This is a genomic window from Pseudobdellovibrio sp. HCB154 (genome assembly GCF_046267985.1).
GTDB lineage: Bacteria > Bdellovibrionota > Bdellovibrionia > Bdellovibrionales > Bdellovibrionaceae > Pseudobdellovibrio.
Genome location: NZ_CP176530.1, coordinates 2271084 through 2291722, shown reverse-complemented (window position 1 = coordinate 2291722; position 20639 = coordinate 2271084). Strand labels below are relative to the sequence as shown.

Sequence of the window (20639 nt, the reverse complement as noted above, 5' to 3'; positions counted from 1 at the left end):
GCTATATGGCTGCTAAGAAAAAAACCACTAAATCGTCAAAACCTAAAAGAAACTCTCACGCTCATAAAGTGTTAGAAAACGTATTGGCTTCGCCAACGGTAGAAACGAATCTTACAGCTGATCAAAAAATCGAAGAGATTAAATTTCACTTTTCACAAATTATGAATGTTTTAGGCTTAGATCTGAACGACGACAGTCTTCAAGATACGCCGAAACGTTTAGCTAAAATGTATGTAAATGAAATCTTCGCTGGTCTTCATGTTGAAAATTTTCCGGCCATGACGGTGATTGAAAACAAAATGAAGTACGATCAAATGGTGTGTGTGCAAAACATTGAAGTGATGTCGATGTGTGAACACCATTTTCAACCGATCGATGGTTTTGCAACTGTTGCTTATATTCCTAAGAAAAAAGTGATCGGTTTATCTAAAATTAACCGTATCGTTGAATTTTTCTCGCGCCGCCCACAGGTGCAAGAGCGCTTAACAAAACAAATCGCCGACTGCCTTCAGTACATTTTAGAAACTGAAGACATTGCCGTTCATATCAATGCAAGACATTATTGCGTGATTGCGCGCGGTATCCGTGATTCGCACAGCTCCACAACAACGGCTGATCTTCGCGGTGAATTCAAAGTTAGCGGCGATACGCGCTCTGAATTTTTGAAGCAGTGCCGTAATCAAATCTAACGCCGCGGGCGTTGCCAACTATTTTAATAACGATAGGCATAAGTCGATCTGCGTCTGTCTTTTTTGATGTTTGAATTATTCGAACTTAAAAAAGGAGAACTGACTATGGCTAAAAAAATCCCTGATGGTTATTCAACCATTACACCTTATATGGTTGTAAACGACGTACCGACAGCAATTGAATTTTACAAACGCGCTTTAGGTGCGGAGCAATTATTTCGTTTCGATGATCCCAATGGCAAAGTAATGCACGCTGAAATTAAAATCGGTAATTCAATTTTGATGATGACTTCAGAAATGGACATGGGGCCAGGTATGAAATCGCAAGGCCCATTAACATTAAAAGGAACACCTGTTTCTTTTATGATGTATGTTGAAGATGTGGATGCCACGGCTAAAAAGGCGAGTGAAGCCGGTATGGAAACGATCAAGCCAGTTGAAAATCAATTTTATGGTGATCGTTGCGGAACTTTTAAAGATCCGTTTGGCCATATCTGGTCTATTGCCACACACATTGAAGATGTGCCGCCTGAATTATTGAAACAAAAAATGAACGAAATGTTTTCTAAAGGCGCTAAGTCTTAGCGGATAAGTTTTGTTTTATAGCCCGCGTTTCAAACCAGAAATGCGGGCTTTTTTTTTGCGCTATAATGTCTTTTCTAATAACTCGCGCGCATTTTTAGAAAGAGTGTCAGAAGCCAACATTCTTTGAACCTGGGCTTGAGCTAAAGTTTTTAAATTTGCCGGAAGCTTTTTCGTAAACGTAAAGGCTTGCGCTAATCGTGCACCCACTTGTGGGTTCACTTTATCAATTCTTAATAATTCATCCGCATACCATTTATAAGTTTCTGCTGAATCAGTATGAAAGCGTAAGTAGTTACCTGCAAATCCGCCATGTAAGCTGTACATGTTGTTTGGATTTGTTTGATCATAACCTTTAGCTTTAGTCGCGGCTTGTACACGTTCAAACGTCATCGGTGAAGATGAGGTAGCTTGAACTGATAACCATTTATTGAAAACAACGCTGTCTGTATTCCAAGTCGCGTGAAAGTCTTTAAGTGCATTTTCAGTCGCAAGGTTTTGCACTTCACATAAAATGCTTAACGCCGAAATTTTATCAGTCATGTTTTTAGCCGCCGAATACTGAGCACTTGCCAGTTCAATCCAGTCAGTTTTCTCAGTAGAAATACCAAAACCTAAGATTCTGTTTTTAAGCGCACGGTCGCCGATTGAATTTTTCTCGTTATGCTTTTTGTAAGTAGCCACAAGTTCTGTGTGGAACGTGTTTGCAAAAGCTTTTCTGATCGCTAGTTTAGCTTGGAAGAACGCTTGCGGGTCTAAAATCGCTTGCTCTTGGGCTAACTGAGAATCAGAAGGCATAGCTAAGATTAACGCTTTAAATTGTGGATCAATCGCTTCGTCTTTTAAAACTGTACCTAAAGCATTAACAATCTCTTCTTGTGGAACAAGATCTTTTTTGTTTTGGAAGTCAGCGATTAAACGTTGAGTTTCGTCGAACAACATTTTGCTGCAAGATTCACGGCGGTTAAAGGCATCAGTATCAAATTTGATTAAATGTAATAAGTCTGCATTAGAACGGTTCCATTTTAATTTAACTGGTGCCGAGAATTCACGGTTAAGTGAAACTACTGGGCGAGACGCTAAACCTTTAAATGTCCAAGTTTGTGTTTTTTCTTTTAAATGTAAAATTTGGTTGTGTTCAGAAAGCTCTTTACCAGAAGCATCAATTAAACCGAACTTTAACGGAATATGGAAAGGTAGCTTTGTTTTACCTTCAGCTTTTTCAGTTACTGTTAACTCTGACTCTTGAGAAAGAGTTAAAGTTAATGTTCCCGAAGCTTGGTCAAAAACTTCAGACACTGATACGTTTGGCGTACCAGCTTGTGAATACCAAAGTTTAAATTGCGAGAAATCAGCTTTATTTGGTGTAGCAATCGCATCAGCAAAATCAATGATCGTTACAGCTTGGCCATCGTGACGTTTAAAGTATTCATCCATACCTTTTCTAAAGCCATCACGGCCAACGATTGTTTGCATCATACGAATAACTTCAGCGCCTTTTTCATAAATCGTCGCTGTGTAGAAGTTATCAACGGCTAAGCACGATTCCGGGCGAACCGGGTGAGCATTCGGACCTGCATCTTCAGTGAATTGACGAGTACGTAAAGAATCAACATCTTTAATTCTTTGTACTGGACGTGAATTCATATCAGCTGAAAATTCTTGGTCACGGAAAACCGTTAAACCTTCTTTTAAAGATAATTCAAACCAGTTACGGCAAGTAACACGGTTACCTGTCCAGTTATGGAAGTATTCATGACCAACAACTGATTCAATCATTTCAAAGTCAGTGTCAGTCGCTGATTTTTCATCAGCTAAAACTAAACGCGAGTTAAATACGTTTAAGCCTTTATTTTCCATCGCACCCATATTGAAATCATCAATTGATACGATCATGTAAGTGTTTAAGTCGTACTCTAAACCCCAACGCTCTTCATCCCACTGCATTGATTTCTGAAGTGAAACCATAGCGTGTTTGCAACGTTCTTGTTTTCCGTGCGGGGCATACACTTCAAGTTTTACAGTTTTGCCAGATTTAGTTTTGAAAGTGTCAGTAATCACACCCATGTCACCAGCAACTAAGGCAAACAAATAACTTGGTTTTTTAAATGGATCTTTCCATAAAGCGTGGTGACGGCCATTGCCTAATGACTTTTTAGAAATATTATCGCCGTTTGAAAGTAGGTGAGGGTATTTTTTCTCATCCGCCTCGATTTCAACAGTATAGCTTGTCATGACATCTGGACGGTCTAAGAAGTAAGTGATTTTTCTAAAAGATTCAGCTTCACATTGTGTGCAGAAAATTCCACCAGATAAATACAAACCTTCGCAAGATTTATTGGCTTCAGGATTAACTTCAACTTGTGATTCTAATAAAAATTCAGAAGGTACATCTTTGATGGTTAAAATTTCACCTTCAACTTGGTAGCGTGAAGTCGCTAATTTTTCGCCGTTAATTGATAACGATAAAAGCTTAACATGTTCACCACCGGCTAAAACTAAGTCTTTAGCCGCTGTGCTTTTTACGAAATTCATTTTTGCGGTCACAACCGTTTGTGTTTCATGCAAGTTGAAATAAAGGTGAATATCTTTAATTTGAAAATCTGGCGCTTTATAGTCTGTTAAATAAATGCGGGCAGGTGTGTTAGAGTGTTGATCTTGTTTCATGCTTAAACTCCTTGCGTGCCTAAGGCGCGACTCCTACAATAGAAAGCAGTAAAGTAACTCTATCATGCAATATACTCAAGAGCGGAGCTATGGCTGTAGGACAAAATTTATTCTCAAATAGACATTTTCAATGGATTGATGTGCCATCTCCGGGCCCTGAGCAATATCAAGCCCTGGCAAGCGTTTTAGGCATGCCTGAGGCCATCATCGAAAATTGTTTAAATCCAGATTATCTTCCGCATGTAGAGAGCTACGAATCGACTCGCTTTGTTATTATGCGCATGCCCGAGCCTTATACAGACTCAAAGGCCGATACGGTGCAAGAATTGACCACGAAAGTGGCTCTGTTTATTAACGACGGTAAGGTTTATACCGTTCACCGTATTGCGCAGTTAAATTGTCTGGCTAGAATCGCGAAGGTTCTGGCTGAGGTTGAAAAAGCCGGAAAAGCCGAAGAAATCGAGACGAATAACTTGTTAGGTTTGTTGTTCGAAGAAATGGCCGATGGCTTTGAAAATCCACTGACTCAGCTTGAAGCCAGCATGGAAAAATTCGAAGAAAATATTTTTAATCACAAACGTTCAAAAGCTTTATTGCAAGAAGGTTACTACATTAAACGTAAAGCTTCAGCGTATCGTAAAGTGTTAAAATATTCTCTGGATATTTTAACAAAGCTCGCAGCCAAACAAGAACTTTGGCAAGACAGCCGCGATAAATTAGAGCGAAATTTATTCTATGCCGATGACGTCTTCGAGAACACGCAAGGTCTTTTAAATTTACACTTATCAATCGCTTCGCAAAGAACCAACGAAGCTTCGTTTCGCACAAATGAAATCATGCGAGTATTAACGGTATTAACAATTTTCTTTTTACCGCTAAATTTTATTGCCGGTGTTTTTGGAATGAACTTTACCCATATTCCAGGGCTTCAAAATGAGTGGGGCTTTTGGCTTTCAATGGGGCTTATGCTTGTGATTTCGTTAGCCCTGTTTTTATATATTGCGGTGAAAGGCTGGCTTTCACCCGTAGAAACGAATGTTAATTTACGGAAGTAAGCATTCAAAGTTAAAAAGCCGCGCAGAGCGGCTCTTTAGAATAAGGTCTGCCGGAGGCAGATCAAAAGCGTATGTCTTGTTCTAGCTGGGTTTTGTTTTCATCGTCTACGATTTTTGCAGATACCGTGCGCTTGCTCCAGTCGATTAATAACGTACCAAAATTTGGTTTTAAAAAACTAGGTGCCGTGTACGACTTATCAGTTTCAGGAGCTAAGTTACGTGAAGGTTTATTTAGTGAACTCGCTGTCACTTCGTAGATTGTACCTAAACCTTTAACATCTTCTTTAGCAATCGCTGCTAAGTGGCGGTCGCCTGATAAAATCACAGTGTTTTTCGCTTTACGTTTTTTTAAAAGATTGAAAAATCTTTCGCGCTCTTTCGGAAAGTTTCCCCATTTTTCAAAGTAGTGATCATTCGGAATTAACTGAATCGATGAAACGATTAATCTTAAGTTAGCTGGTTTTGCTAATTCTTGATCTAACCATTTCCATTGTTCTTCAGATAAAATACGTGCTTTTGGGTCTTCACTCGGTAAAAATATTTTTGGCGGTTGCTCAGTGTTTGTTTCAGCATTGTAAGCTGGATTTTTAGTTAACGCTGAACGGTCCCAACGTGTATCTAACATGATGATTTGCACTTTACGGTTTTTTGTACCGATCATGCGGCTGTGGTAAACGCCTTGTTGGTCTTTAGGCATCGTGAATTTTAAATAACTCCAATAATTTAAGAAAACTTTTCTGGCCTCTTCTTTTTCTGGATTATCAAAACCACCATCATTTTGGCCGTAGTCATGGTCATCCCAAGTGGCTAAAAACGGAATCGCTTCACGTAACTCTTTATAGTCAGCAATTTGATTCATTCTGATGTATTGATCGATGATCGGCTTATCTTCTTTTTTAGACGCGTAAACGTTATCGCCCATCATAATAAAAAGCTGTGGGTTAGCTTGTTTGATCGTTTTCCAGATCGGTTCTGGCTGGTTTTGGTCAGAGCATGAACCCATACCGATTAAAGTTAATTCTTTGCTGGTATCTAAACTTCTGTAGGGAATATTTAATTGGGCTTCTTTAGAATTGTCGGTCATCGGGCGGTGCTTAGCTTTAGCGTCGCTGTTACCCTGGTTATTTAATAAAGAAGTACCTGCACAACCGGCAAGTAAAGTTGAAGTCATTAATGCTGTAATTAAAATTTGTTTTCTCATGCTCTCGATCATATCGAACTTGAGTAAAAAGGGAATTCGCTTAAACTGATTTTGCCAGCCTAAGGTCTAGTTGGGATTCGAATTTAGTAAGCCGATAAGTGCAGTATGAATGCTGTTAATCATGATGGTCCAAAAAGAAAATATCCAAGAACCCATTTTAAAAAGCCAGTGGCCTTTACGTGTAAAGGTTATTCTGAAGTTACAGCTGGTGTAGAAATCGGTGAAGGTGGAATTTCATTTCAGACAGAAATGACCCTTGATATGAACAGTGCGATTGTCGTTAATTTTTATATCCCGAATGGGGGATTCTTTTGTCTACGCGCGGTTGTGAAGAACACAGTTCCGGGTATGGCAACCAAATCAGGTCACACCGTGTATGGCTTAAGCTTTACTGATGTGAGTTTGTCGCTAAAACGACAAATCCGAGCTTATGTAGCTCGGACTAGTCATGAACAAGAACGCTTTAAAGTATCGTAAGATTACTTAGCAGCTTTTTGAACTTGTGTAGATAAACGAGAAACTTTACGTGCAGCAGTTGCTTTAGTGAAAACGCCTTTTTGAGCGGCTTTCATGATTTTAGAAACGTAAGCTGATAATAAAGTTTGAGCTGCTTTAACGTCTTTGTTTTTTAAAGCTGAAGCTAATGCTTTTTCAGCAGTACGAACTACAGATTTACGAGCTGTATTAACAGCGTTTTTCTTAACGGCTTGACGAGCTCTTTTAGCTGCTGACTTATGTTGTGCCAAGGTATAACCTCCAAGTAATATGTCTGACATTTCAGAACGAACACAAATAGCTAACATACCGGATAAGACGAAGCAAGCAGGGATTCTAAAAAACGCCCTGAAAATGGCCTTCGGGACCATGACAAGCCGGGCGCTAGGGTTAGTTCGTGAATCTCTTCTGGCAGCGCTATTTGATAAGCAAATTACCGATGCTTGGGCTGCGGCTTTCCGTATTCCTAATATGTTCCGCCGTTTATTGGGTGAAGGCTCTTTATCAGTCAGTTTTATCCCAATTTTTGTTGAGGCCCACCATGAAGGCCGTGAAAGAGCCCAAAATTTAGTCAACTCTTTATATACGCTGTTGCTTTTAGTTTTATCAGCAATCACGGTGGCCGGGGTTATTTATCCTGATCCTTTATTACATTTAGTTTTAGACCCTGAATATATCGCCAACACCGAAAAGTTCCTGATCACCAAACAAATGGCGCAAATCATGTTTGGTTTTGTGTTTTTTATTTCTAGTTTTGCGTTTTTCATGGGGATTTTAAATGCCTTAGGTGAATTTTTCTGGCCAGCCTTAGCCCCAACATTCTGGAATTTGGCGATGGTGGTTTCAACCTTATGGCCACGTTCTTGGTTATCAGAACAAGCGCAAAAAAATGGAGCGCAGTTGGCGTGGGGTGTTTTAATCGGCGGTGTTTTGCAAGCGGCTGTTTTAATTCCGGCACTTCGTAAAGCCGGGTTCTTTCCCAAAATTTCTTTTAACTTTAGTAACCGCGATATGCTGCGTGTGTTTCGCAACATGGGGCCAGGGCTGATCGGTCTTGGACTTTTACAATTTACAACCATCGTAAATCTTCGTTTTGCTTCAAGCTTACAAGAAGGGACAATTTCTTATATTAATTACGTCGATCGTTTAATCGAACTTCCGCTGTCATTAATTTCGGTAAGTCTTGGAACAGCGTTATTACCAGTACTTTCAAAATTTTGGGTGCAGGATAAAAAACAAGAAATGGTCGAACAGACCAGACACTATTTAGAGTTAAATCTTTTTGTGTCGATTGCGGCAGCCTGCGGATTATTCGTTTTAGCTGAACCGATTATGGATTTATTATTCGGCCGCGGAAGATTCACTCAAGCTGACGTGCAGACAGCCAGTGTAATTTTAAAAACTTATTGCTGGATTATGGTGTTTTCTAGTGGGGTGCGTGTATTAACCCCGGCTTATTATGCGATTAAAAACACGTGGTTTCCGGCGGTTTTATCGGCAGGGTGTTTAGTGATTCATATCTTTTTAGCTCCGGTATTAATGGCTAAATGGGGTGTGCAAGGTTTAATGATTTCAACAACCACGTCGGCCGCAGTAAATTTAACAATGTTGTTATTTTTCTACCGCTTTTTAATTTTTGATTTTCCGTATCTGAAGTTTTTAGCAAGCCTTGTGAAGTTTGCTTTTGTGGGTGTCGCGGTTATTTTTATTTCGCAAATTTATTTTATCTTACATGGTCATATCGCAAATTACTTAGCTTTATCGATTACCATTGCTTTCGTGCTGGCGGCATTTTTTGTGATCGCGATGCGTATCTTTCCTGCGGAATTTGGCCGTTTAGCGAAAAAAGTAATGGGCCGTATCAGAAGATAAATAACTTTCTTTAAGGCGAGAAATACTATCTGCGGCTTGTTTGCAATTCGCTACGCCTAAACGATCTTCAAATAAATCCTGAATTTTATCGTAATACTTAATGAGTTTAAGGGCTTTTTTTCTGCCTTCAGGTTTTAGAATAATTTGAAACTGTCTGGCATCTTTAGGGTGAACAGTGCGCTTAACCCAGCCTTGGTATTCTAAGTGCGAAACGATATGACTGATATTGCCACGGCTGGTGTGAAATACTTTAGCTAGTTGTGATGGGGTAATACTGTCTTTTTCTTCAAATAACAAAGCGGTCAGCACTAAACCTTGTAGTAAGTTCGTGTCTTCAGTTTTTAAAACACGGTTAATATCAGACACAATGGCTTCATAAGCCGAATTTAACGCAAAAACGGGGCTGGCATTAAGATACTTTGTGATTTTCATAAGCAATTACTTTCTGTAATGGGCCTAATTTAGTTGAATAGTTCAATAATTGAAATCTAAAATTACTTTTTTTAGCTAGCGGGTCGTAAAAAGTTTTTTTAGGCTCCTAGCTTATGAATAAATCACAAGCTTTAGTATCTCGTTTCGTTATTTCTCGCGGTAATCAAGTCACTTATAACTTAGCAGCCATTGCTTGCGGCGTTGTGGTGCTAAGCTTACTTGCGCAAGTTTCAATCCCGCTTCCGTGGACGCCGGTGCCTATCACCGGGCAAACGTTTGGTGTAGCCCTGATTGCCTTGATGTGGGGATTTAAACGTGGGTTTGCGTCTGTACTTAGTTACTTGTTATTGGGGGCTAGCGGCTTACCGATCTTCGCGGCCGGTAAGGCCGGATTCGGTGGCCCCACGACAGGTTATTTGTTTGGAATGTTAGCAGGCGCTTTAGTGGTGGGGACATTAAGTGACCGTGGTTTTACAAAATCATTTCGTAAAGCTTTGCTGGCAAGTTACCTCGGAAGTGTCTGTGTCTTTTTCTTTGGGTTAGTGGGGTTATCATTTTTTATTCCGCGCGAAGCACTTTTAACGGCAGGATTATACCCATTTCTATTCGGAGACTTGCTAAAAAATACATTGGCCGCTTTGTTAGTTACTCAAAGTGAAAAATATTTTGTAAGGTAATTTTATGACACAGTTTCTGTTCGCAACGATTGTTTTTTTCGCACTTTCTACGCAAGCTAAAGTGACGGTCGCGTTTTTGCAATTACGTGATTCTCAAGGGCAAGTGGTGCAACTTGAAACCGGCGGACGCTTTTATCATGTTGCAATTTCCTACAAGGGAAAGTGGCTGCAAGCCCATCCATATCGGGGAGTGGAAATGGTAACGATTGATAAGATTCGCCAGGTCGGCGAAATTACAGAGTGGATTGAAATTTCAGATCTAGAAGATCTTGAAGATAAAAAAGTCGAAAAGTTTTTAGGAAGACCTTTTGATCACAGTTTTTTGTGGGATGATGAAAAGATCTACTGCGCCGAACTTGTGGGTAAGCTGTTAGATCTAAAACCAACACCTATGACATTTGATCCGGCTCACTGGCCGAAAGAATATCAAAAATTTAATGGCCTTCCGGGAATGTCGCCAGACGATATTTACGAGGCCTTACGTCAGCAAAAACTGTCGCAGTAAAAACTTGTCGACAGTTCTCTTACTGCAATAGCCAACATAATTTAATTTAAACTCTGTTTCTCAAAATGAGACTGGGTCAATCCTTGCATAATACTTCTTTGTCTAAAGGAGTATTTATGAAAGCTTTATGCTCGGTTTTAACGCTGGTTTTAACGTTCTCTGCGGCTTCTCTGGCGCAAACTGTATTAACAAAGCAAGATCTATTAACGAACTCGCCTGCGACCCATCAGAAGGTTGTAGGCCTTAAAGACTTTCGCGTCGTTATTCCTGGTGTTTTATACCGCGGCGGTAATTCTGGCGGCGGTCAAATCCCATTAAAAGACGTTGGTTTAAAAACTTTGGCTGATATGGATTTTTCAACAGCGGTTTATATGTATCCTTACGGCTGGTCACAAAAACCTGCAGACACTTACGGTATTAATTATTCATTTATCTCTGATACAAGAAACCGTGCTTCGCAAAAAGAATATTTAATGAAAATCAAAGATGTTATCGAAAACAGAAAAGGCCCGTTATACGTTCACTGTTGGAATGGCTGGCATGCCTCTGGTGAAATGGCTTCTTATGCTTTAATGCAGTTCTGCGGTTTTTCAAATCAAGAAGCTCAAGCTTACTGGAACGCGAATGTTCCTAAAGGTGACGCTAATAAAATTATGCGTATGAGCCGTTTTCAAATTTTTGATGATTTAAAAATTTCAGCTGAAGACCAAGCTAGAATTTGCCCGAGATAACATTTTTTTCTTTTCAAACTAAAGCTGCATCACTTAAGATTTTTATATGAAACTTAGTATTGCAGCTTTGATATTTTTATTCTCTTTAAATTCTTTGGCCGACCAATGTGCCCACACAGCGAATTCTTTTAACTGTGTGAAGTATCTTAAAAATTACGATGCCGATACGATCACCTTTGATATTCCCGGAGTTCATCCGTTAATCGGGGAGAAGATCAGCGTTCGTGTAAAACATGTCGATTCGCCGGAAATTAAAGGAAAGCTTCCTTGTGAAAAAGATGTGGCGCGTACGTCTAAACGTTTAATTGAAAATATGCTTAAAAATGCTAAACGCATTGATTTAGTAAATATCGAACGTGATAAATACTTTCGCGTTTTAGCTGATGTTAAAGTCGACGGTAAAGACATCGCCGAAACGTTGATTAAGAATAACTTAGCCTATGCCTATGAAGGGGCAACTAAAGAAAAGATCAACTGGTGTAAGCGCGGAGTCGCCAGCCAGAAGTAATCGCACAAATAAAAAAGCCGCATTTAGCTGCGGCTTTTTTATTTTGATACGGCGTTACGCAAAAAGGTACGGCCTACCGATTATTCCGATTATTTGTTCTCTTTTAAACCTTGGTAAGTTTCAGAGATTTTTTCTTGTTTATCAACTTCGGCTGACCATTTTTTAACTTCGCCTTCGTAAGATTTCTTTTTCGTGTTCCAAGCGACTTCTTGAGAAGCTAAACCACGTAAAGATTCAATGGCTTTACCTTCTTGGGCACGTAATTCTGATTCGCGGCCTTTCCAAGATTTTTTCTCTTCAGCGACCATTTCCATTTGTCTTTTATAGTCAGCAATCAATTGCTCACGTTTTTTTTGGTTTTCAGAGATTTTTGTTGTTAAAGCGGCAAGCTCTTTTAATTGCTTGTCTTCTTCAACACGCTTATTTTCTTCGGCAGTAATTAAAGCTTGTAGTTCTTTTTCTTGTAAAACTACTTTTTTAAGAGCTTCGTTGTTATTTAAGATTTCAGTGTTCACTGTATCTTTTTGTTTTTGCGCCTGGCCCTTAGCTTTACCGATTTCAGTCATATTCGTGTTAATCACGCCTAAGTTCTTTTCGTAATCCACTTTATTAGCCTTAGCTGTTTCAACGTTGATCTTAATTTTATCAAGACCTTGTTGCGCTGAATAAGGTTCCGCGCTGGCTACGATCGAGCTCAGGGTAATTAAGGCTAAGATTGTTTTTTGAGTCTGTTTCATAAATTATTCCTTTTATTAAATTTAAAATTAGTTATGTTTTTCGTTGGCGTCGCCTGCATCAGTTGAAGCGTTCTCTGAACTTGGAGAACGTTCATTTTCATCCTGCGGGCAAACGTTTTTTAATGAAGAACGGTAGTGACCGATCTCATCATCCCAAACTTCGCCTTTAAATTTCCATGCATAGTTATCTTTATCATCCGGAGTTAAAGAAGCTGGTGCTTTGTCAGCTTGTTTTCCTTCGCCACCGGCCATTTGGTAACGGATATGTTCACCGGCACCAGAATAGATTTCATAACTTAAAACTTCTTGTTGGTCGATTAAGCGGTCAAGTGATGCCACTAATTCACCAAAACGACCTTGTAAGTTTTTGCCTGCTTTTTCACGTAAAGTATTTTCTTCTTTAGTTAAGCGGGCTAAAGCAGCTTCACGCATTTTTTTAATTCCGTTTCTAGCACGAGAATAAATTAAATGCTCAACACCTTTAGCTAAATACTTTTTCTCTAAATTACGTAAGCCATCGCCTTTTTTACCATCGCGTTGCGCTTGCGAAAATTCGTTTTTAGCTTTTAACATTTCTAAACGCGCATCACGTTCTTTACGAATTAGGTCGATTGTCACTTTGTTAAAACGTGAGTTTTCGTCTTCGTATGCGTTGATTTGCGATTGAATGTTCATATAAGTCGGGTGACGGGCTAACTCCACCACGAATGAACGAGGTACGCCTTCAAAAATTTCTTGTTTTGTATTTTTCAAGAAAGATTTAACTAAATCATAGTAAGCAAGCCCTTTAGGGTTGGCTTTTTGGTAACCTTCTAATTCTTCTTGAACCTTTTTATAACGTTTATTTAAATCTTCTAGAACGTGAACGCCGTCACCGTATTGGCAAAGATTTAAATAGCCCACCGTACGCACTACGTAAGTTTCTGGCGCGTAAGCTTTTGTGAAGAACTCAGTGTGTAGGGTAAACATGTTACCGGCAGCACCGATGTTGTCGTTAGCTAAGATTTGTGTCCAAGCTTGCTCAACCATACTTTGTAACCATTGGCCTGAAGATTTATCTACAGACAGATAGTATTTGTAAGCGGCTTTATAATCACCTTTTTGGAAGTATAGGCGCGCTAACGTTAGAGCTGTTAAGTTTCTGATTTGGTCTTTTTTCTTTTCTTCAACTAAAGGCCATAAAACTTCTAATTCCGTGATACCTTCATCAACTTGACCACGGCGGTAGTTTAATACGGCTTTTAGTAAAGTTCCTTCTTTGTATTCAGGAGCTTCTGTTGGAATCATTAATAAAGCGTTTTCGAATTCTTTTAAGTTACCTTTTTCAGAATAGTATTTCGCTTTTTTAAGTAGGTAAGACGTGTGGTTAACTGTATCCACATCTAATTGCTTAGCTACCGGATCAATTGCTTCGATATCTGAAATCTGTAAGTACTGCATGTTTTTAACTAATGATTCAACGGCCATTTTTTTAACCATTGGATCTTTAGCTTCTTTAGTCACTTGCAACATTTTCTCACGGAACTCAGAATATAACTTTAACCCTAAAGCTGTTTCAGCATAGTGGTAAGTCGCTTGTTGCGCGTATTGAGGAACATCCATTAATTCGACGAATAAGGCCATAGCTAAATCATAACGTTTGTTATAATCCATGAAAATTAAGGCCTGAATCATTTTGTATTCTTCAGGTTTAATCTCAACTAAGTTTTTAATATCTGATTGTGGTTCATTTAATAATGGCTCAGGACCGAAATCCAATGGTTTTACGATTGGAATTTGAGCGATATGTTCTGGCTTAATCACAACCTTAGCTTGCTCCAGCACAGGAATTGGTTGGAACTTAGGAAGTACAACCATATCAGGTGATTTAGCGGCTTTAGGTTTAATATCAACAAAAGCTTTAGCTGCTGGCATTTGAATACCAGTTTCTTTTGGTTGAAATGATTTTTCAGAAGGAAGATTCACACGGTTTAATGTAGTGATCTTAGGTGCTGAAATTTGTGATGTCTTTGTTGAAGCCACCGCTCTTTTCGGAGCTACTTTTTGTGCGTTAGCCGAGATAGCTACCGTTAGCGAAGCAAAAGCAAGAATGATTTTATTTTTAGCCATGAAACATCATATTTACTTCATCCTTTTTAAGTGAAAATTGAGTCATCATAAAAATCCCTTTTAGTTGGTAAATAGCGTAATACCAAAAGTCAGAGTGGTGTCATTGGCTGATTTTGTTTCTTCGCCTGTCGTTGTGTTAAAGTTTGTTTGATAAGGAACAACTTTTTGTGAATAGAACGTGTTCTTTAAATCTAAACGGAAAGCCACGTTTTTGCTCACGAATAATTGCTGCATGAAACCTAATTCAAAGTGCGGTGCTGTTTTTGAATTAAAATTTTCAGTGGCTCCTAAAGTTGGGTTAGTTACTTGGTCGTAAGTCGTTACACCTACACCGGCTGTAAAGCCCATATCGAAGTATAAAATAGCTTTATTCATAAAAGCCATTTTCGCGTAGAACGGAGTATATGTTAAAGACGCCGTCATCGAATTTTTAACTAAGTTATAATTCGGGTTAACTGAGTTATCGATTTTATTTAATTCTTCAACAGATTCATTTCTTTTCGCATCGTGATTTAAATAGCTTAATTCCATACCGAAATCTTCGCTAAAATAATAACCAAGCATGGCACCCACTGGTTTAGCTTGTGCGAATGGGTCATTGATTAAAGTACCCCATACTAATGATCCGTAAAATTTTTGTGCTTTTGAGTAAGTTCTGTTTTGGATAACGCCGTACTCTTCATCTTTGGCGCCCCAGTATTTATCTTCTAACTTTTTAAGATCGACCTTATCGGAACTTCTGACTGTTCCAGACGCTGATTGAGCGAAGGCATGTTGAGCTGTGAATAACATCATTGTTGCTACTGCAAGAAGTTGTAATTTTGAGATCTGGTTCTTTTTCATTTCCTCTTTTGTTTTACTTAGGCCTTTATCCTAAATTTAATTATCTTTAAACCCTATTAAACTTTATAAAATTAATTCGTACTCTTAAATAAGAACGGGTAGGTCACGACGACTTTCGTTCCGCCTTTTGGTTCTGGAAACTTCCATTTAGCGATTTTATTTAAGATACAACCTTCAACCGGTGTACTTTTTAATGTTGTTTGATTGATAGCTTGAGTTTCTACTTGGCCAGTACCAGCGATTGTGAACTTAACGGCTACTTTACCGTAAAGATCAGGATTTGCTGATAATTGACGTTCGTAGCAGTAAAGAATTTGACCTAATTGTGATTTGATATATTGTGCGATCACTTCGCGATCTAAACCACCAACCACTTCAGATTCTTCTTCGATTAAACCAACGCCACCATTACCAGTTTTACCAGCAGCTAAGCCAGTACCCATACCACCAGCGCCTTTACCAGCACCAACACCACCAGTTGATACACCTTTACCACCGCCAGTGGCAGCAGCTTCACCATTCCAGTTACGGCCTGATGAATCAGTTTTACCAACGGCAGCTAAAGCACGACCCGAATCAGCTTCACCGGCTTTTACACCGCCAGCTGTTACTAACACCTGAGCTGTACGCGCTTCAGTAGCAGAAACTTTACCCATTAACTGCGAAATACGAACACCGACCGCTCCTTTTAAAAGGGCAGAAACCTTACCGCCGCCTGGAGCAGGGTTGTTTTGTGCGTTTGCCGGAGCAGCTTTCGTATTTTTAACTGGAGATGGTTGACCTGCAGATCTTTCTTTAGGTGGTTTTACCTTCATTTCCAATTTCATAACTAGGGTAGAGCTTGATTTTGGAACAGTTAGTTCTTCTGCTACATCTTTACCCGGAGTGAAAATACCAATAGCTACGAATAAGAACATCGCTGATAAAGTGGCAATAAGCATCTTTTTGCTTTCTTTATCCACCATACCTGAAGTTGGCATCTTTTCGATATCTGAAAGTTCGTTTAACGTAACCAATTTTGATTTGAATTTAAAACCTTCGATTTCATGGTGCTCCCAAGTGTCTTTACCAACAAATGGTAAAGTGTGAGCTACGCCGCCGATCGAATAAGTTAAAGTGTGATTCACATTTTTAACTTCAGTTTTTAAAATCTTATTATTTTTAGATACAATAAGAAGTTTCTTTTGCGTTGGCTTGCTTGTAATTTGGGGGTTCACATTTTCAAGCGAACTTAAAACGAACTCTTCTTTTTGGATTAAATTAAATAATAATTTCGATTCACCGAATTCAAAAGCCGTGTTATCGGCAATTTTTAGATCCGGAGATAAATTCTTCATGTCAAAGCTAACAAAGTGCCAGCCATCATTTCTGTTTTCAACAAATGCATCAAATGGTGTGCTCACGCGGTCAATAGACCCAAAGTCAGATTTGCGTGAAGATCCGAACGTTAATAACGATTTCTTCGAATCAACTTTCCAGACCTTCGTGCGACCATCATGTGTCGTTTGCGTAATCTTTAAAATACTCATTTTAACAGCCCCCAGCCGTAATAAAAAATCTATTCAATATAAAGTGAAGTTTCGCGAATTCTTTTATCCATGTCTTTTTGGATATCGTGCAAAGGCATAAATTTAATACCTTTCTTCTGCACCAGATAAGCACCATCAGGATTTCTGATAGTTCCTTTAAGGTTCATTTCGCCGAAGTTAACTTCTTGCACGTCGCGCGTTTTAGTTTTTTTAGCACCTTTTGCGGATGTAACAAAGGGAACGAAAGTTAGAATCAGTCCCAACGTTAATGACGCTAATAATTTTAAGCTCATGTTCGCAATTCCTTTTTCAGCCATCTTATCCACCCACGTTGTTCATGGAAATTTGGCTGTTTTTATTCGTTTTTAAAAATTCAATCTTCTTTTTTAACCAGTCTTTTTGATCTGGTGATTGGGCAACACTGGCAGCTTTCGTATAGGCCTGAATTGCTTCATCTTTTTTCGAAGAAAACTCTTCAAAAATGCGCGCTTGCTCTAGGATCATATCGACATTTTTAGGCTGAGCATTCACAAGTCTTTGGGCCAGGCTTGAAGCCTCTGCCGTCTCACCCTTTTGTAAAATCGATTCGACGTAAAGTACCGCTACATTAAAATTATACAGGTCTTCAGTCGATAGTTGTGAAAATTCCTGAGAAGCCGTAATAAAATCTCTATCTGAGAACGACTTTAAAGCGTTCATAACAGTGATTTCTCGAGACGATTTTTTGATGTCAAAAGCCTTTTCGAAATTGGGTAAAGCACTGTTTATTCCTTCGACAGAATATAGAACTTTCCCTTTTTGAAAATGGAAGAACGCAACCGCTGGTTCAAGCGTCTGTGCTTTCTCAATCATCCATAAAGCCTTGTCGGATTCGTCGTTCGCATCAGCAATTACACTTAAATAGTATAAGCCAATTGCACGTTGCTCTTTTGTCTCTGTTAATTTTAAGGCTAACTTCTCAGCGTCAGCGAATTTCTTCGTTTGGATACAACCACCCACAGAAGAAGCTGATACTTTTTCTTTATCACATTTTTTATCCGAAGCCGGTAAGCGAGAATAGTCTTTATAGTCGCTTAAAGAAGACGGTAAGTAGTGCGATAATTTTTGGTAAGACGGGAAGAATAAACGAGGCTCGATCGTTTTTTCGATGCTGTAATCAGCCCAGTTGATTAACTCAGAATTTGTCGCCGATAATTTTGATACCTGGCGAAGTTTCACTAAGTTATCTTTGCGTTTATCTTGGAAAGGTGTTGCCATTTTTACAAGTTCGCCTTTTAAAGCTTCGCGTTCTTGCTCTGATAAGCTTTGTGGAACCGGCATTGTTGTTAACGCTTCAACGAAGTGAGCGTATAAACGGTCAATACCTTGTAAAGCTTCGGCTTGAACTCTGTCTGACTTAGACATCTTAATCGTTGATGAATAAGCCGTAAAAGCTTTATCGAATTTCTCAGTTTTCATGGCTAAAACCATTGAAAACTTAGATTCTCTGGCTTTCACACTTTGAGTGATAAATTCAGACTCTAATACAGCAGCTTGGATTAAACGCGCTTCTGCACGAGTATCTGTATCTACCGGACGGGAGTTGATTCTCATCGAAGCTGAAAATGCTTCAGTGTATTTTTTAGCATCTAATAAAGCTCTCGCTTTAGAGATTAAAATCTGAGTCGCATACGGCTCGATGTTTTCGCGTAAGATTTGGTTTTCAATAGATTCTAGTTCGGACGTGTTTTTCTTATCGCCGAATGACTTCATCATTTTAGTTAATAATTCAGTCTTTTTAGCTTTTTCAGCTTTATCGAATAAAGCTTTGTAACAACCACGCGCCTCAGGTAATTGCGAATTTACGCGAAGTAAATCACAAGACGTTTCTAAGTGCGCAAATGATTTAGATTGCTCTAAACGCGCTAATTCACGGAAAGTTGAAATAGCTTTTTTAAGGTGGCCGGCTTCAACAAATGATTTAGCTGCATCTTTAACCGCATCTAAAGATTTTTTGTCAGACGGGTATTGGTTGGCATATTCTAATGAAAGATCAGCACCCATGATGTCCATACCGTTGGCATAAGCTAACGATACACACTGCCATAATGAATCTTGGCCTAATTTCGAGTGTTTGTGCGATAGAGCGAATTCTTTTAAAAGTTTGATTTTGCTTTCAACTTTTAAGTTTTCAGACTCAACTTGCACTTGGGCAAAATTAGCTTCTTCATTGATTTGGCTTAAATGTTTCTTACGTTTTTCATCAGTTGCTGATTTTCCAACTTGGCTTGAAAAAGACATAATTTTTTTGAAATCTTTTTTTACGTTATAGATATCTAATACGATATCTTCAGCTTTTGCTTTTAACTTAGCGTTTTTTGATTTCGTCGTAAACGGCGATAAAATCTCTAAAGACTTATCGTAGTCTTTTTGTTGGTAAGCAATAAAGCCTAACTTAAACTGTAAGCTATCGTAGTGTTCGCCATTCGGAAACTCTTTCACATAACGTTGAGCTAAGTCTTTTTGTTGCGCTGTTAACTGAGCTACTAAAACTTCGTCTTTGCTGTTTTTTTCTAACTGCTTTTCGATACTGTATAAAGCACCATATAAAGCGTCATGGGCTCTAGTTTTATCTAAGCCTTTTTGGTTAGAAACAGTTAAGTAGTTCGTTTGAGCTTGGTCAAACTTTTCTAATTGGAATAATAATTCCGCATAAGCGTAACGAGATGTTGAATCCGGAGTTTTAGGATCTTCTTGGGCTAACAGAATTTCAAAAGATTGTTCTGTTAACTTAGAGAATTCCTGGTGCTTTTTGTTTTTAAGCCAGATATCCCACCATTTTTTTGAGATTTCTAGGCTCACTTTACGGAATTCATCGTTACAAGGTTTTTGCGCGTCACCAACTAACTCTTTACAGTGTTCGCCGAATTTTTTTAAATTCGAAATAACCTGTGGACGGTTTTTTAATGTTTCTTCAGCGTCAATCAGTTTGGTATAAACTTTTGAAGATTGTCCGCTTGATGGAAATTCGTTGATATATTCTCTTGCAAAGATAGAGATCTCTTTGAAACGTGAATGCGATTCAAAAAGACTTGCTAAGTTAACAACAACTTCACCTAATTCTTCTTCAGTACAGATTTTCTTGAAAAATCCATAAAGTTGATCTGGAGGAGTTGTTTCACCAACGAATAAAGTTAAGTCACGTAAAGCTTCTTTACGTAAGTTATACTTTTTCTCGTCTTGTGCATCAGCAGGGTTAATTTTTACAACTTTCTCTAACTGGCCAACACCTTCGTCAGTTCTTTTTAAGTTGTATAAGCACCATGCAGACTTATATAAGCCGTACGGGTAAGCTTTTGATTTCGGGAACTTTTCGATTGCTTTAAACTTCTCTAAAGCTACAGAAAAATTTTGTTGGAAATAGTATAATTCGCCAACTTCTAATAAAGCATCTGGTATCAATACGGATTTAGGAAATTGGTGGGTTAATTTATTATACAAATCCTTAGCGCGCTCGAACTGTTTAGTTTGCGAGTGGGCTAGGGCATTATTGAAGAACACTTCATCTAACTGTTTATAATTAGGAAATTGCTTTTCAATTTTGTTGTAGATTTCAATCGCTGCTTTTAAAGCTTCGATTGATTTCTGGCTTTGTACGCCTAATTTATTAAGCTTTGTTGAAGCTCCTTCGTTTAAGTCGAAGAAACGGCCTGATTTTGCACGGCGCATGTAAAGCTCAGCTAAACGGAAGTTTAAATCCGCTTCGTCGGGAGCACCTTTTTTCTTAGAAAGGATTTTTTTTAATGAATCAATGGCTTTGCTTTCAGCTTTAGTAATTAATACTTCTGATTTGAAAGCTTTTTCAGTGTTAACTTCTTCGTTGTCCGAATTAAGTTTAACCTCAGGCAATAGACCTTTGGCATCTTCTTGGGCTGCTTGGGTGATTTGCGCCGCGAAAAGAAGTGCAATAATAAATGAAAATTTACTCATCTGACATCATGTTTACTTCATCCTTTGTATGTGAAATT

19 protein-coding genes are annotated in these 20639 nt (G+C 38.7%); 9 read left to right on the top strand and 10 right to left on the bottom strand.

Annotated features, from left to right (window positions below; genetic code table 11):
- Nucleotides 1-5: 5 nt before the first annotated feature.
- Complete coding sequence (gene folE, locus ACKWCF_RS11110; protein WP_409477660.1) at nucleotides 6-689, top strand: GTP cyclohydrolase I FolE; 684 nt, start codon at nucleotides 6-8, stop codon at nucleotides 687-689.
- A gap of 105 nt (nucleotides 690-794) precedes the next feature.
- Complete coding sequence (locus ACKWCF_RS11105) at nucleotides 795-1274, top strand: VOC family protein (RefSeq protein WP_409477659.1); 480 nt, start codon at nucleotides 795-797, stop codon at nucleotides 1272-1274.
- A gap of 60 nt (nucleotides 1275-1334) precedes the next feature.
- On the opposite strand, the gene pepN is transcribed toward ACKWCF_RS11105, so the two are convergent.
- Nucleotides 1335-3938 carry an aminopeptidase N gene (gene pepN, locus ACKWCF_RS11100; RefSeq protein WP_409477658.1) on the bottom strand — a complete coding sequence of 868 codons (2604 nt, stop codon included), beginning with the start codon at nucleotides 3936-3938 and terminating at the stop codon, nucleotides 1335-1337.
- An 89-nt stretch (nucleotides 3939-4027) separates the two neighbouring features.
- On the opposite strand from pepN, the gene ACKWCF_RS11095 reads away from it, so the two are divergent.
- Nucleotides 4028-4993, top strand: a complete 966-nt coding sequence (locus ACKWCF_RS11095; protein ID WP_409477657.1) for a CorA family divalent cation transporter — start codon at nucleotides 4028-4030, stop codon at nucleotides 4991-4993.
- Nucleotides 4994-5054: 61 nt separating this feature from the next.
- Here ACKWCF_RS11095 and ACKWCF_RS11090 read toward each other — a convergent pair whose 3' ends face one another.
- A complete protein-coding gene (locus ACKWCF_RS11090; protein WP_409477656.1) occupies nucleotides 5055-6194 on the bottom strand; it encodes an alkaline phosphatase D family protein in 1140 nt (379 codons plus the stop codon).
- Nucleotides 6195-6299: 105 nt separating this feature from the next.
- On the opposite strand from ACKWCF_RS11090, the gene ACKWCF_RS11085 reads away from it, so the two are divergent.
- Nucleotides 6300-6671, top strand: coding sequence for a PilZ domain-containing protein (locus ACKWCF_RS11085; RefSeq protein WP_409477655.1), 372 nt, complete (start codon nucleotides 6300-6302; stop codon nucleotides 6669-6671).
- A gap of 2 nt (nucleotides 6672-6673) precedes the next feature.
- Here the strand turns inward: ACKWCF_RS11085 and rpsT are convergent, their stop codons facing one another.
- On the bottom strand, nucleotides 6674-6940 hold the full coding sequence (gene rpsT / locus ACKWCF_RS11080) for a 30S ribosomal protein S20 (protein WP_409477654.1): 267 nt from the start codon (nucleotides 6938-6940) through the stop codon (nucleotides 6674-6676).
- A gap of 19 nt (nucleotides 6941-6959) precedes the next feature.
- Here rpsT and murJ point away from each other — a divergent pair, with 19 nt between their 5' ends.
- A complete protein-coding gene (gene murJ / locus ACKWCF_RS11075) occupies nucleotides 6960-8561 on the top strand; it encodes a murein biosynthesis integral membrane protein MurJ (protein WP_409477653.1) in 1602 nt (533 codons plus the stop codon).
- Here the strand turns inward: murJ and ACKWCF_RS11070 are convergent.
- Nucleotides 8526-8993: a MarR family winged helix-turn-helix transcriptional regulator gene (locus tag ACKWCF_RS11070; RefSeq protein WP_409477652.1), complete on the bottom strand. Its 468-nt coding sequence runs from the start codon at nucleotides 8991-8993 to the stop codon at nucleotides 8526-8528. The genes murJ and ACKWCF_RS11070 overlap by 36 nt on opposite strands.
- Nucleotides 8994-9106: 113 nt before the next feature.
- Between ACKWCF_RS11070 and ACKWCF_RS11065 the strand changes: the two genes are divergently transcribed.
- The 4 genes from ACKWCF_RS11065 (at nucleotide 9107) to ACKWCF_RS11050 (ending at nucleotide 11414) form a co-directional block, all read left to right on the top strand.
- Nucleotides 9107-9670, top strand: coding sequence for a biotin transporter BioY (locus ACKWCF_RS11065; protein ID WP_409477651.1), 564 nt, complete (start codon nucleotides 9107-9109; stop codon nucleotides 9668-9670).
- A 4-nt stretch (nucleotides 9671-9674) separates the two neighbouring features.
- Complete coding sequence (locus tag ACKWCF_RS11060; protein WP_409477650.1) at nucleotides 9675-10175, top strand: hypothetical protein; 501 nt, start codon at nucleotides 9675-9677, stop codon at nucleotides 10173-10175.
- Nucleotides 10176-10291: 116 nt separating this feature from the next.
- Nucleotides 10292-10906: a hypothetical protein gene (locus ACKWCF_RS11055; protein ID WP_409477649.1), complete on the top strand. Its 615-nt coding sequence runs from the start codon at nucleotides 10292-10294 to the stop codon at nucleotides 10904-10906.
- Nucleotides 10907-10952: 46 nt separating this feature from the next.
- Complete coding sequence (locus ACKWCF_RS11050) at nucleotides 10953-11414, top strand: thermonuclease family protein (RefSeq protein WP_409477648.1); 462 nt, start codon at nucleotides 10953-10955, stop codon at nucleotides 11412-11414.
- A gap of 89 nt (nucleotides 11415-11503) precedes the next feature.
- Here the strand turns inward: ACKWCF_RS11050 and ACKWCF_RS11045 are convergent, their stop codons facing one another.
- The 6 genes from ACKWCF_RS11045 to ACKWCF_RS11020 form a co-directional block, all read right to left on the bottom strand.
- Entirely contained in the window at nucleotides 11504-12151 is a 648-nt protein-coding gene (locus ACKWCF_RS11045; protein ID WP_409477647.1) for a hypothetical protein, read from the bottom strand.
- 27 nt (nucleotides 12152-12178) lie between these two features.
- Nucleotides 12179-14260 (bottom strand): tetratricopeptide repeat protein, encoded by a 2082-nt coding sequence (locus tag ACKWCF_RS11040; protein WP_409477646.1) that lies wholly within the window; start codon nucleotides 14258-14260, stop codon nucleotides 12179-12181.
- Between the two features lie 60 nt (nucleotides 14261-14320).
- Nucleotides 14321-15103, bottom strand: coding sequence for an outer membrane beta-barrel domain-containing protein (locus ACKWCF_RS11035; protein ID WP_409477645.1), 783 nt, complete (start codon nucleotides 15101-15103; stop codon nucleotides 14321-14323).
- A 71-nt stretch (nucleotides 15104-15174) separates the two neighbouring features.
- The gene (locus tag ACKWCF_RS11030; protein WP_409477644.1) at nucleotides 15175-16632 is read right to left on the bottom strand and encodes an AgmX/PglI C-terminal domain-containing protein; all 1458 of its coding nucleotides are present in this window, start codon (nucleotides 16630-16632) and stop codon (nucleotides 15175-15177) included.
- A gap of 29 nt (nucleotides 16633-16661) precedes the next feature.
- The gene (locus ACKWCF_RS11025) at nucleotides 16662-16949 is read right to left on the bottom strand and encodes a hypothetical protein (protein WP_409477643.1); all 288 of its coding nucleotides are present in this window, start codon (nucleotides 16947-16949) and stop codon (nucleotides 16662-16664) included.
- Between the two features lies 1 nt (nucleotide 16950).
- On the bottom strand, nucleotides 16951-20601 hold the full coding sequence (locus tag ACKWCF_RS11020) for a tetratricopeptide repeat protein (protein ID WP_409477642.1): 3651 nt from the start codon (nucleotides 20599-20601) through the stop codon (nucleotides 16951-16953).
- Between the last annotated feature and the right edge of the window lie 38 nt (nucleotides 20602-20639).